The sequence below is a fragment of the Streptomyces sp. NPDC015139 genome (genome assembly GCF_043079785.1).
GTDB classification, from domain to species: Bacteria; Actinomycetota; Actinomycetes; order Streptomycetales; family Streptomycetaceae; genus Streptomyces; species Streptomyces albidocamelliae.
This window is the reverse complement of sequence record NZ_JBIBUW010000005.1, coordinates 506,664-519,133: the sequence shown is the minus strand read 5'-3', so window position 1 is coordinate 519,133 and position 12,470 is coordinate 506,664. Positions and strand designations below refer to the sequence as shown.

Below are 12,470 nucleotides of genomic sequence, written 5' to 3'. Positions count from 1 at the left end.
CGGTCGTCGTCCTTCGACCACCGTATGCAAGGTTCGCCGGTTGTGCCCCGGGATGGGGCAGGCTGGAGGAATGACGGCGGACCGGTGGACACAGGCGGTGCGGCAGCAGGTGGGACTCGGCAGACTGCTGCCGCTCGGCGGCCCGCGCGACGGTGCGTGGCTCGCGGAGGGCGCGGCCGGGGCGGTGCTGGCGCGGGTGGTGGCGGTCGAGGTGCCCGGGGTGCGGCTGGGCGCGCTGCGGATCGCGCCGGCTGGGCCCGAAGGGGCGCCGGAGCCCGTCGTGCCCCCTCCGCCGGGGGCGCTGGCGCCCGGTGCGCTGCGGGTGACGGCGGATTTCGCGGCGTCGGCCGCCGAACCGCTGCCGGCGGTGGCCGCCCGGCTGCGGCTGGCACTGGCCGCGGCCGCGCACGAGCGGCTCGGTCTCGCGGTGACGGAGGTGGATCTGCGGGTGACGGACCTGCTGGAGGCAGACGGGGAGAGCGGCACGACGGTACGCGCGCCGCGTCCGGCGCCCGCCCGTGAGGTCACCGACCCGGACGAGGCCCGGGTGGCCGCCGCCGCGCTGGCCGTGCCCGGGGTGACGGGCCTGACGGGGGCGCTGGGCGGGCTCGGCCGGGCGGTCCATGTGGAGGAGCGTGCCGGTGCGGCCGCGCTGCCGCACCCGCATGTCCGGGTGGAGCTGGCGGTGGCCGCGGACCGCCGGACCGTGGACGTGGCCCGGCAGGTCCGCGCGGCCGTACGGGAGGCGCTGGAGGGCCGGCCCACGGTGGCGGTCCTGGTGACGGCCGTGGACTGAACCCCGGTCGGCGAAGACTACGGGGCGCTCAGCCGGGCGCGTGGATCGGACGCCGGCACGGCGCTCGGCAGCTCGCCCGCGCGCCGGTCGTCGCACGTGCGTCGGCGGCCGTGGACGGGCCCCCTCGGGGGAGGGGGTGCTCGTCAGCCGTGCGCGGGGGTCACTCCCCCACGCCGGCGAGGTCCCTCAGCCGCCGTGCCTGGGCAGCCCGCTCCGCCGCACGCTGCTCGTCGTACGTGCGGTCCACGGCGCCCCGCAGCAGCGCCTTCGTCTCCACGACGGCGTCGCGCGGTGCGGCCAGCAGCGCCGCCGCCAAGTCGCGCGCCGCGGCGTCGAGTTCGTCCGCGGGCACGGCGAGGTTGGCCAGCCCGGCGGCCACCGCCTCCTCGGCACCGACGGACCGCCCGGTCGCGCAGATCTCCAGCGCGCGGGCGTACCCGACGAGACCGACCAGCGGATGCGTGCCGGTCAGGTCGGGCACGAGACCGAGGCTGGTCTCGCGCATGGCGAACTGCACGTCGTCGGCCACCACGCGGAGGTCGCAGGCCAGCGCGAGCTGGAAGCCCGCCCCGATGGCGTGCCCCTGGACAGCGGCGACGGACACGAGGTCGTTGCGCCGCCACCAGGTGAACGCCTCCTGGAACTCGGCGATGGTCGCGTCGAGCCCGGCGTCGTCACGGCGCGCGAGATCGATGAAGGTCGGCTCGCCCGGAATCCCCTCCGGGGTGAACATCTGACGGTCCAGCCCGGCGGAGAAGGACTTGCCCTCGCCACGCAGCACGACGACCCGGACGGAGCCCGGCAGCAGCCGACCGGCCTCGGCGAGCGCCCGCCACAGAGCGGGGCTCTGCGCGTTGCGCTTGGCCGCGTTGGTCAGCGTCACCGTCGCGAGCGCGTCGTCGACGGTGAGCCGTACGCCGTCCTTGTCGAGTACAGGAGCGAGGTCCTGGTCGGGCGAAGCCATGGGGCGCCTCCGATGGGTGCGGTCAGCAGCACGTGCCGTGGGCACGCTCGCGTGCGGGGGCACGCTTAAGTGACTGCACAGTAACCACCCGGTCGATCAGCCGGCCGACCGGGTGGCCACCATCGAGGCCGATGGGCCGCCCGGAGTCAGGACGTCGCGGCCTTCTTGCCCCGGGTCGCTCCGCCACGCCCACGCAGCGTGACGCCCGACTCGCTGAGCATCCGGTGCACGAAGCCATACGAGCGGCCGGTCTCCTCGGCCAGCGCCCGGATGCTCGCACCGGAGTCGTACTTCTTCTTCAGGTCTGCCGCGAGCTTGTCGCGCGCGGCGCCGGTCACCCGGCTGCCCTTCTTCAGAGTCTCGGCCACCCGTGCCTCCTCATGGGAAGTGCGCTCTGGTCTCCTCATGATCACCCCTCCCGGGCCCGATGGCCACCCATTCGGCAAGGTCCGTGAGACATCGCCGTGACGACGGGAGCGCGTCCCCACAAGCGGAATGGACCATTCCAACGGATCGCGTCGGCGGGGCCGAACGGGTGGTTCCGCGAAGTACCAGGTCAGGGACGCGAAGCGGCCGATCCCTTGGCCACCAAGGGATCGGCCGGAAAATCCGTGTATGACACACCTCGGTACGAGGAGATCTCACACAGATGATGGATCACCGATCGGCCGAATGATCCATACGCAGTGGATCATCCCTTCGATCACGCCAGGGCGACGAGGTCCGCGTAGTCGGAACCCCACAGGTCCTCGACGCCGTCCGGCAGCAGGATGATCCGCTCCGGCTGGAGCGCCTCGACGGCGCCCTCGTCGTGGGTGACGAGGACGACCGCGCCCTTGTAGGTGCGCAGGGCGCCGAGGATCTCCTCGCGGCTCGCCGGGTCGAGGTTGTTGGTCGGCTCGTCGAGGAGGAGCACGTTCGCCGAGGAGACGACCAGGGTCGCGAGCGCGAGCCGGGTCTTCTCGCCGCCGGAGAGCACACCGGCGGGCTTGTCGACGTCGTCCCCGGAGAACAGGAACGAGCCCAGCACCTTGCGGACCTCGACCAGGTCCATGTCGGGTGCGGCCGAGCGCATGTTCTCCAGGACCGTGCGGTCGGGGTCCAGCGTCTCGTGCTCCTGCGCGTAGTAGCCGAGCTTGAGCCCGTGCCCGGGGACGACCTGGCCGGTGTCCGGCTTCTCGACGCCCGCGAGCAGGCGCAGCAGGGTGGTCTTGCCCGCGCCGTTGAGACCGAGGATGACGACCCGGGAGCCCTTGTCGATGGCGAGGTCGACGTCGGTGAAGATCTCCAGGGAGCCGTACGACTTCGACAGTTCCTCGGCCGTCAGCGGGGTCTTGCCGCAGGGCGCGGGCTCCGGGAAGCGCAGCTTGGCGACCTTGTCGGACTGGCGGACCGCCTCCAGCCCGGAGAGCAGCTTGTCGGCGCGGCGGGCCATGTTCTGCGCGGCGACCGTCTTGGTGGCCTTGGCGCGCATCTTGTCGGCCTGCGAGTGCAGGGCGGCGGCCTTCTTCTCGGCGTTGGCGCGCTCGCGCTTGCGGCGCTTCTCGTCGGCCTCGCGCTGCTGCTGGTAGAGCTTCCAGCCCATGTTGTAGACGTCGATCTGGGAACGGTTGGCGTCCAGGTAGAACACCTTGTTCACGACCGTCTCGACCAGGTCGACGTCGTGGGAGATCACGATGAAGCCGCCGCGGTAGGTCTTCAGGTAGTCGCGCAGCCAGATGATCGAGTCCGCGTCGAGGTGGTTGGTCGGCTCGTCCAGGAGCAGGGTGTCGGCGTCCGAGAAGAGGATGCGGGCCAGCTCGATACGGCGCCGCTGACCGCCGGAGAGGGTGTGCAGCGGCTGGCCGAGCACGCGGTCGGGCAGGTTGAGCGCGGCGGCGATGGTGGCGGCCTCGGCCTCGGCGGCGTACCCGCCCTTGGTGAGGAACTCGGTCTCCTGGCGCTCGTACTGCTTCATCGCCTTGTCGCGGGTGCCGCCCTTGCCGTTGGCGATGCGCTCCTCGTTCTCGCGCATCTTGCGGATCAGGACGTCGAGCCCGCGGGCGGACAGGACGCGGTCGCGGGCGAGGATGTCGAGGTCGCCGGTGCGGGGGTCCTGCGGGAGGTAGCCGACCTCGCCGGAGCGGGTGACGGTGCCGGCGGCGGGGATGCCCTGGCCGGCGAGGACCTTGGTGAGGGTGGTCTTGCCTGCGCCGTTGCGGCCGACGAGGCCGATGCGGTCGCCCTTGGCGACACGGAAGGTGGCGTTCTCGATGAGGACGCGCGCACCGGCGCGCAGCTCGATACCGGAGGCGGAGATCACGGACAGACTCCAGGGCGTACAGGATTGGCAGGTGGGCGGCTGAGGACGTTCCCGCCGTCTAATGCGCGAGGAGAATGGCCATGACGACAGTCTAACGGGGCCGGGCAAGCGGTTTTTCTACGTCCAGGTGTTCGGCTCGCCACGCTGGATCGTCCCCCGCCGCTGCGGCGCTCCGACCTGGTACGGGGGCGCGGCACAGGGGTCGGAGGGAGGTGGGGGATGCGGGGTGGGGGGCGGGGCCGGATGCTGGTGGTGGGTGGTCGCGGGTGACGGCCGGTGTCCGGTGCGGGGCGGCGGGTACCAGGACTCGCGGCTGTGGGGAGCACAGGCTCGGGACCGGGACGTAGGGCGGTGACGCGTGCAGTTCGACGACGACGCCAATCTGGACACCTCCGAAGTGCAGGACGTGCGCGGCAGCCGGATCCCCGGCGGCCGCGCGACGGTCGGCGGCGGCATCGCCGGGCTGATCGCCCTGCTGATCGGACTGTTCTTCGGTGTGGGCCCGGACGAGCTGGGGCTGTCCTCCGGCGGTGACACCCCGCAGCCGGCGGCCTCCTCGCTCCAGCAGGTGCAGCAGACCTGCCGTACCGGGCGGGACGCCAACACGAGGGACGACTGCCGGATCGTGGCGGTCGTCAACAGCGTGCAGGACTACTGGACGCAGGAGTTCCAGCGGCGCCGGGGGGCGTACACCGGCTCGCCGACGGTGCTCTTCAGCGGCCGGGTCGGCACCGCGTGCGGGGCGGCGACCTCGGCGGTCGGGCCCTTCTACTGTCCGGGCGACCGCAAGGTCTACCTGGACCTGGGCTTCTTCGACGACCTGCGGACGAGGTTCGGCTCCACCGGTGGCCCCTTCGCACAGGCGTACGTGGTGGCCCACGAGTACGGCCACCACGTGCAGGACCTGCTGGGTGTCCTCGGCCGGTCCCAGGACGGGCTGACCGGGGCGAACAGCAACTCGGTGCGCACCGAGCTCCAGGCGGACTGCTACGCGGGCGTGTGGGCACGGCACGCGACGACCACCCCGGACGAGTCGACGGGCCGTCCGCTGATCACCAGCCTGACGGCCGCCGACGTCCGCGACGGCCTGGACGCGGCGGCGGCCGTCGGCGACGACCGTATCCAGGAGCGCTTCCAGGGCCGGGTGACCCCGGAGACCTGGACGCACGGGTCGGCGAAACAGCGGCAGCAGTGGTTCACGCAGGGGTACCGGACGGGCGACATGCGGCAGTGCGACACGTTCCGCTGACGCGTTGTCAGTGCCGGCTGCGAGACTGGGCGGCAGGCCACGGAACCGACGCACGAAGGAGTGATCGGCATGGCGGGCACGGGCACTGGACGGCCGAGCATCTACCCCACGCTGCTGTACGCGGACGCGAGGGCGGCGATCAGGCAGCTGACGGAGGCCCTCGGTTTCACCGAGCTCTCGGTGTACGAGACGGAGGACGGCAAGGTGATGCACGCCGAGCTGGTCCAGGGCAGCGGCGCGGTGATGATCGGCTCCAGGGGCCGAGGCGGCCTCTTCGACACGGCGATGAAGGACGCGGGACCCGCCGGGGTGTACGTCGTGGTGGACGACGTGGACGCCCACCACCAGCGGGCCGTGGAGCACGGGGTGGAGATCGTGATGCCCCCGACGGACCAGGACTACGGCTCGCGGGACTACATGGCCCGGGACGCCGAGGGCAATCTGTGGAGCTTCGGGACGTACGCGCCGGAGATCGGCGCCTGAGCGGCCCCCGCGCCGCTCATCCCCCGGTGTGCACCTGGAAGGCCGCCCGGCGCACGGCCTTGGCGAGGGCCGGGTCGGGATGCGCGGCCGCGAGCGCGACCAGCACCTGCACGGTGCGGGGGTGACCCACGGCGCGGACCTCGTCGAGCAGCTGGGGGACGGTGGGCTGCACCGCGGCCTCCAGATGCCGGACCAGCATCGGCGCCTCACCGTGGTCGGCGACGGCCGCGGCGGTGTCCACCCACAGCCAGGTGGCCTCGTTGCGGGTGAGTGCCTCGTGGGCGTCCTCCGGGTCGACGCCGTCGTGCTCGGCGAGCCACAGCAGGGCGTACGGTCTGAGCGCCGGCTCGACCACGACGGCCCGTACGTCCGGCTCGGCGGGGGCGCCGACGACCCGCAGCGCCTCGAAGGCCAGGCCGCGCAGCAGGGCGTCCTCGCCACGGGCGGCGTCGATCAGCTGGGTGACCGCGCTGCCGACGGGGCGGGCGGCGAGCCAGGCGCGGTACTCGGCGCGGGCCGCGTTGGGGCGGAGCTGGGCGCAGCCGCGGAGCATGTCCTCGGCGGACTGCTCGATGTTCCCGGCGGGGCTCTGCGCGGCCACGCAGATCTGCTCCAGCTTGACCCAGACCGCCCAGCTGCCCAGCGGGGTGAGGGTGGCCTGGCCGGCGCCGTAGGTCAGCGCGCCGACGGAGGCCAGGGCCTTGAGGGCCCAGTCGAGCAGGGGATCGAGCGGGGCGTCCGCGGCGGGGGTGGGCTCGGCGGGGCCCGGGGAGCCGGCCGGCTGCTCGGTCCCGGGCCCGTAGGGCACCTCGCAGCGCTCGGTGCGCAGTTCGGTGACCCGCTGCTGGAGCAGGTCGAGCAGCTGCTCGACGGGGACGGGCCCGGCGGACAGCTGCAGGAAGGAGAGCAGCTGCGGCATGGCCGAGACGACCTCGGCGACGGCGGCGGGCTCGTGCTCCTCGTGCTCCGGGTGCGCAAGCGACCAGGCGTCGAAGAGGGCGACCCAGCCGCGCAGCACGGCGCTGTCGTCGCGGTCCCAGGCGCGCAGCCGCCAGCCGGGGCGCGCGCTGTCGCCGTGCACCTCGACGAGGCCGGCGAGGCGGGCGGTGTCCCAGTCGGCGCGGACCTGAGCGAGGCTCAGGCCGAGGTCGACGGCGGCCCGTCGGGCGGTGGACTCGGAGAGGGTGGCCTTGCCGTCGGCGGTGGCGCCGTCGCTGCCGGGGCCGAGGGCGGCATCGGCCCAGCGGGCGACGCGGACCGGGCCGGCCAGGCCGGTGCGTGCCATTCTGGCCAGTTCGGCGCGGGCGGGGGTGCCCTCCGGCGGCCGGGGTGCGGGGCGGCTCGGGCGCCGCTGGTTCACAGCTCTGGGGGCGGCGGCCAGGGGTCGCGGTCGGACGAGTCGAAGCCTGGAGTCGCGCGGGATACGGGACGTCACGGGTGCAGTCTTCCGGTTGACGGTCCGAAAACCCAAACGGAATGTCACCGGGGGCGACGGGGCTGGCCAACGCACGGGGCGCGGCGAGGGGTGAGCCGACGTGATCCGGCCAGCCGTACGGCCTTAAACGGAATGGGTGGGACCGGGTGGGGGGCGGGACCGGCCGTCCCTACATCAGCGGGGTGAGGAAGCGGCGCATGCGCTCCTCGTACTCCTTCGGGTCCGCGTTCCACATCGCCGCGTGCGGGGCGTCGCGGACGGTGTGCAGGGTGACCAGGTCGGCGCGGCTGTGCGCGAGCCGCCGGGAGAACTCCCAGGGGGCGACCCGGTCCCCCGGACCGTGGACGATCAGGGTGGGCACGGCGAGCCGGGCGGGGTCGACGATCTCGGCGACCCGGTCGGCGTGCAGCCCGGCCCGGCCCTGGGCGGCCCGCACCGCGAGCGGCAGCAGCGGCTGCGGGGTGCGGCGGGCCCGGGCGAGGGCGCGCAGCGTGGCCTCCCAGCTGAGCACCGGCGAGTCGAGGATCAGCCCGGCGATGCGCTCGCGCACCGCGGAGTGCTCGGCGGCGCGCAGGGCCATGGTGGCGCCGGTGGACCAGCCGAGGAGCACGACCCGGCGGGCGCCGTAGCGGACGGCGTAGCGGATCGCCGCGTCCACGTCCCGCCACTCGGTCTCGCCGAGGTGGTTCAGCCCGTCCGGCGGGCGCGGGGCGCCGAGGTCGCCGCGGTAGGCGAGCGCGAGGACCGGCAGGCGGCGGCCGTGCAGGAAGCGCATGACGTTCATGGCCTGCTCGCGGGTGGTGCCTAGACCGTGCACGGCGATCACCCAGGTGTCCCGGCCGCCGGGCAGGAACCAGGCGGGCAGGGCGCCGAGTTCGCCGGGCACGTCGATGTCGGCGTGGTCGAGGCCGAGGGCGGCCGCCGGATCGCCGACGTACAGGTTCGGGGTGAGCCACACCGGGTCGCCGGCGGCGAAGGTGCCGTGCGTGACCCGTTCCAGGCGGCGTACGACGGCGTCGGCGGTGTGCGGGGCCGTCTCCAGGACGGGGCCCAGGACCGCGTGGGAGCCGTCGCCCGCGAGACCGTAGGTGCCGGGGCGCAGCGAGGCCAGGTCGCGGGTGAGCGCGATCCGGCCGGGTGCCGTGCCGTGCACGGTGAGCCGGGGCTCGGTGGGGAGGGGTCGGCCGGCGGGCGCCTTCAGGGCGGCGTCGCTGGCCAGGCGGCCGGCGGCGACGGATGCCGCGCCGGCGGCGAGGACGGCGGTGAGTGCGGTGGCGGTCGCTTTGGCTGGGCCCACGTGTCCAGTGTCGGGGCGGTTCCGGCCACCGGCCAGTGGAAGGGCGGCACGCGCCGAGCGCGCCGGCGGCGCCGGCGGGTTCGTCACCGTGCGGCGGATCAGGGCGAGCGGGGCCCGCAGCGGGCGGAGCAGGGGGCTGGGCAGCAAGGGGTCACCTCCGTTGGCCGTACCCCTTCAAGCGTGCCCCGGCTTCGGCAAGTTGTGCCTCCGTCAGCAGGGACGGCGTCAGACCCGGCACGGAGGACGCCGTCAGCCACAGGCGGCACATCCATTCCAGCTGGGCGGTGCGGTCGTAGGCCTGGTCGAGGGTGTCGCCGTAGGTGACGGTGCCGTGGTTGCGGAGCAGGCAGCCGGAGCGGCCGGCGAGGGCGCGGAGCATGTTCTCGGCGAGTTCCTCGGTGCCGTACGTCGCGTAGGGGGCGACCCGGACGGTTCCGCCGAGGGCGCCGGCCATGTAGTGGACGGCCGGCAGCTCGGGGACGAGCGTGGAGACGGCGGTCGCGTGCACGGCGTGGGTGTGGACGACCGCGCGGGCACCGGTGGTGCGGTAGACGGCGAGGTGCAGGGGCAGCTCGCTGGTCGGTACGAGGGTGCCGAGGACCTGGCGTCCGGTGAGGTCGACCCCGGTGATGTCGTCCGGGGTGAGCCGGTCGTAGGGGACGCCCGTGGGGGTGACCAGGACGAGGTCGCCGACTCGTGCGGAGACGTTGCCGGAGGTGCCGACGACAAGCCCGTCGGCGACGGTGCGCCGTGCGGTGGCGACCAGCGCCTCCCAGACGCGCGCCGGGTCCTCCGCCCGTCGCTCCGGGCCACCGTGCGGGGACTCCCCCTTGTCGCCGACCGCCGCTTCCCCCGCCGTGCTCTGTCGCTCTTCAGCCATGCGGTGATCCTGCCAGCCGGGTTCACGGCGGGTGAGGGGGCCGTCCGGGCGACGGCGGGGGCCGTACCTCCGAACGGGCGGAAGTCGTCGCGGATCGCCGGGATGGACGTGGGTCCGGCGGGCGGCGGGACTTCAATGATCCCCCTTGCCCGCCCGGTGATCCTCCGCCCGCCACTTCCGGGGAGACGACGCATGGCCTGTGACCGCATCCCCCTCCGCCACCGCGCCGGTGTCCTCGCGGCGGCGACGGCGGCCCTCGCCCTCACGGCCACCGCCCCGGCCTCGGCGACGGCCCCGCGGGCGGCCGAACCGGAAGCGGCCGGACCCTTCGCGGCCGAGCCCCAGGCCGCCGCCCCCCTCGCGGCCGAGCCCCAGGCCGCCGCCCCCCTCGCGGCCGGCGCCCGGGCCTCCGCACCCAGGGCGACCGCGCCCCGGGCCCGCGCCCCCCGGGCAGCGGCGGTTCGGGTGTCGCACGGGCATGACGTGTCGTCCCATCAGAAGCACGTCGACTGGCCGGAGGCCCGCGCGGAGGGGGCGCGGTTCGTCTACGTGAAGGCGACGGAGTCCACGGACTACCGCAACCCCTATTTCTCCCGGCAGTACGACGGCGCCCGCGAGGCCGGCCTGATCCGGGGCGCCTACCACTTCGCGCGGCCGGACCGGTCCTCCGGCGCCCGGCAGGCGGCCTACTTCGTGCGGCACGGCGGCGACTGGCGGGCGGACGGCTGGACGCTGCCGCCCGCGCTGGACATCGAGTACAACCCGTACGGGGGCACGGACAAGTGCTACGGGCTGGGCGAGCGGCGGATGGTCCGCTGGATCCGGTCGTTCAGCGACGAGATCCGGCGGGAGACCGGCCGCCGCCCGGTGATCTACACGACGACCCAGTGGTGGCGGCTCTGCACCGGGAACAGCCGCGCCTTCTCCTCCCACGCCCTGTGGATCGCCCGGCACGGCGGCTCGCGCCCGGGGAAGCTGCCCGGCGGCTGGCGGCGCTGGACGTTCTGGCAGTACGGGATCAAGGGCGGGCTGCCGGGTGACCAGAATCTCTTCCACGGCCCGGCGAGCCGGCTGCGGAGCTTCGCCCGGGGCTGAGACCCAAGGGGCGCCTGAGCCGACGCGGTCGGACGGGGACAAGCGGAACCCCGAACACTCGTTACAGTCACCATGGCGCCCGACCCAGTTCATCTTCCGTTCACCCAGGTTGCCTACGGTCGACCAGCCAATGACCTCGAACGATTGCCTGGGTAAATGGAAAGCTTCTCGCTGATCCTCGCGATAGTGGTTGTCACCGCTCTCGCGTTCGATTTCACGAACGGTTTCCACGACACCGCGAACGCGATGGCCACCACCATCTCGACAGGCGCTCTGAAGCCCAAGATCGCGGTGACCATGTCCGCCGCCCTCAACCTTGTGGGCGCATTCCTCTCCGTGGAGGTCGCGAACACGATCTCCAAGGGTCTCGTCGACGAGACCGGCATCCGTCCCGAGGTCATCTTCGCCGCCCTGGTCGGCGCGATCCTCTGGAATCTGCTGACCTGGCTGGTGGGCCTGCCGTCCAGTTCCTCACACGCCCTGATGGGCGGCCTGATCGGCGCCACCGTCGCCTCGGCCGGCTTCGGCGCGGTGCACGGCGAGGTCCTGGTGACCAAGGTGCTGCTGCCCGCGGTCGCCGCGCCGATCGTGGCGGGCCTCGCGGCCATGCTGGCCACCCGCTTCTCGTACGGCATCGGCGGCAAGGCCGAGGCCGAGGCCACGCGCAAGGGCTACCGCGCCGGCCAGATCGCCTCCGCCGGCCTGGTCTCCCTCGCCCACGGCACCAACGACGCCCAGAAGACGATGGGCATCATCACCCTCGCGCTGATCGCGGGCGGTGCCATCTCCCCCGGCTCCAACCCTCCCACCTGGGTCATCCTCTCCGCGGGTCTGGCCATCGCGCTCGGCACCTACATCGGCGGCTGGCGCATCATCCGCACCATGGGCAAGGGCCTGACCGACCTGGAGCCGCGCCAGGGCTTCGCCGCCCAGACCAGCGCCGCGACCGCCATCCTGGCCTCCTCCCACCTCGGCTTCTCCCTCTCCACCACCCACGTCGTCTCCGGCTCGGTGATGGGTGCGGGGCTCGGCCGCAAGGGCGGTGTGGTCCGCTGGTCCACCGCGACCCGTATGTTCGTCGCCTGGGCGCTGACCCTGCCGGCCGCCGCGCTGGTCGGCGCGGGCGCCGAGTCCGTCACGGACCTGGGTGACTGGGGCACCGCCGTCGTCGCGGTCTTCCTGGTCTCCGCCAGCGCCGCGATCTGGAAGCTCTCCCGCCGCGAGGTCGTCGACCACACCAACGTCGTCTCCGAGACCGAGGAGCCGGCCGGCGTGGTGACCACCGCCATCGCCGCCGTGATCCCGCCCCCGGCGGGCACGGTCGCCGAGGACCCGGCCGTCGCCTTCCCGCACCAGTCCACCGGCCCGGTCCGGGTCGCCGACACCGCCCCGGCCACCCCGCCGGCCGCCACCGTCTGACCCCGGCACCCCGGTTACTGAAGGAAGCATCCCCATGAAGATCGACTGGGCGGCCCTCGGCTCCGTCTTCGGCGTCAGCCTCGTGGTCACGGTGGGCCTGGTGGCCCTGTTCACCCTCGGCATCAAGGGTCTGGCCCGGCGCGAACAGGCCGCGGCCCAGGGCGACTCCGCCGCCCTCGCCGTCACCGGCGCGTACGTCTGCTTCGCCGCCTGCGCGGCCGCGGTGGCGTACGGCATGTACCTCATCGTCGCCAAGGCCTGACCCGGCGTCCGCCGCACGGCGGACGCGAACGAGCACCGCAGAGGCTCCCCTCCCCACCCGGGAGGGGAGCCTTCGGCATGCTCGCCCGCCCCACGATGTGGGGATCGGCACACTCTCCCCACGCAGGTCAAAGGCAAGTTGACGGCCCTTCCGGGCGCGTGGTGGACTGCCCAGGCCATGTACGGCGGCAAGAGAGGAAGCCGGTGCGAATCCGGCGCGGTCCCGCCACTGTGACCGGGGAAGAACCCCCGGGAGCCAGGAACTCTCACCGCCGGATCAGTCGAACCA

Annotated in this window: 12 protein-coding genes and 1 riboswitch; of the genes, 6 read left to right on the top strand and 6 right to left on the bottom strand. The window is 73.6% G+C overall.

Annotation, left to right across the window (positions count from 1 at the left end; all coding sequences use genetic code 11):
• The first annotated feature begins 70 nt into the window (after positions 1–70).
• A complete protein-coding gene (locus tag ACF08B_RS17290; RefSeq protein ID WP_392318094.1) occupies positions 71–796 on the top strand; it encodes a nucleopolyhedrovirus P10 family protein in 726 nt (241 codons plus the stop codon).
• A 160-nt stretch (positions 797–956) separates the two neighbouring features.
• Here ACF08B_RS17290 and ACF08B_RS17285 read toward each other — a convergent pair whose 3' ends face one another.
• From ACF08B_RS17285 to abc-f, 3 genes are all read right to left on the bottom strand, one after another.
• The gene (locus ACF08B_RS17285) at positions 957–1,760 is read right to left on the bottom strand and encodes an enoyl-CoA hydratase/isomerase family protein (RefSeq protein WP_093478740.1); all 804 of its coding nucleotides are present in this window, start codon (positions 1,758–1,760) and stop codon (positions 957–959) included.
• 146 nt (positions 1,761–1,906) lie between these two features.
• Entirely contained in the window at positions 1,907–2,128 is a 222-nt protein-coding gene (locus ACF08B_RS17280) for a helix-turn-helix domain-containing protein (RefSeq protein ID WP_010355597.1), read from the bottom strand.
• A 335-nt stretch (positions 2,129–2,463) separates the two neighbouring features.
• A complete protein-coding gene (gene abc-f / locus ACF08B_RS17275) occupies positions 2,464–4,062 on the bottom strand; it encodes a ribosomal protection-like ABC-F family protein (RefSeq protein ID WP_392318093.1) in 1,599 nt (532 codons plus the stop codon).
• A 358-nt stretch (positions 4,063–4,420) separates the two neighbouring features.
• Between abc-f and ACF08B_RS17270 the strand changes: the two genes are divergently transcribed.
• Positions 4,421–5,311, top strand: a complete 891-nt coding sequence (locus ACF08B_RS17270) for a neutral zinc metallopeptidase (protein WP_392318092.1) — start codon at positions 4,421–4,423, stop codon at positions 5,309–5,311.
• 69 nt (positions 5,312–5,380) lie between these two features.
• Positions 5,381–5,794: a VOC family protein gene (locus ACF08B_RS17265; RefSeq protein ID WP_392318091.1), complete on the top strand. Its 414-nt coding sequence runs from the start codon at positions 5,381–5,383 to the stop codon at positions 5,792–5,794.
• A gap of 16 nt (positions 5,795–5,810) precedes the next feature.
• Here the strand turns inward: ACF08B_RS17265 and ACF08B_RS17260 are convergent, their stop codons facing one another.
• The 3 genes from ACF08B_RS17260 to ACF08B_RS17250 all read right to left on the bottom strand — a co-directional run bounded on the left by ACF08B_RS17260 (position 5,811) and on the right by ACF08B_RS17250 (position 9,406).
• Positions 5,811–7,229 carry a hypothetical protein gene (locus tag ACF08B_RS17260; protein WP_392318090.1) on the bottom strand — a complete coding sequence of 473 codons (1,419 nt, stop codon included), beginning with the start codon at positions 7,227–7,229 and terminating at the stop codon, positions 5,811–5,813.
• A gap of 169 nt (positions 7,230–7,398) precedes the next feature.
• Positions 7,399–8,526 (bottom strand): alpha/beta hydrolase, encoded by a 1,128-nt coding sequence (locus ACF08B_RS17255; RefSeq protein WP_392318089.1) that lies wholly within the window; start codon positions 8,524–8,526, stop codon positions 7,399–7,401.
• 151 nt (positions 8,527–8,677) lie between these two features.
• Complete coding sequence (locus ACF08B_RS17250; protein ID WP_392318088.1) at positions 8,678–9,406, bottom strand: class II aldolase/adducin family protein; 729 nt, start codon at positions 9,404–9,406, stop codon at positions 8,678–8,680.
• Between the two features lie 192 nt (positions 9,407–9,598).
• Between ACF08B_RS17250 and ACF08B_RS17245 the strand changes: the two genes are divergently transcribed.
• From ACF08B_RS17245 to ACF08B_RS17235, 3 genes are all read left to right on the top strand, one after another.
• Entirely contained in the window at positions 9,599–10,501 is a 903-nt protein-coding gene (locus tag ACF08B_RS17245; protein ID WP_392318087.1) for a lysozyme, read from the top strand.
• A 156-nt stretch (positions 10,502–10,657) separates the two neighbouring features.
• Entirely contained in the window at positions 10,658–11,920 is a 1,263-nt protein-coding gene (locus ACF08B_RS17240; protein ID WP_392318086.1) for an anion permease, read from the top strand.
• A 34-nt stretch (positions 11,921–11,954) separates the two neighbouring features.
• Positions 11,955–12,182 (top strand): hypothetical protein, encoded by a 228-nt coding sequence (locus ACF08B_RS17235; protein WP_073892368.1) that lies wholly within the window; start codon positions 11,955–11,957, stop codon positions 12,180–12,182.
• A gap of 144 nt (positions 12,183–12,326) precedes the next feature.
• Positions 12,327–12,468, top strand: a riboswitch (cobalamin riboswitch).
• The last annotated feature ends 2 nt before the right edge of the window (positions 12,469–12,470 follow it).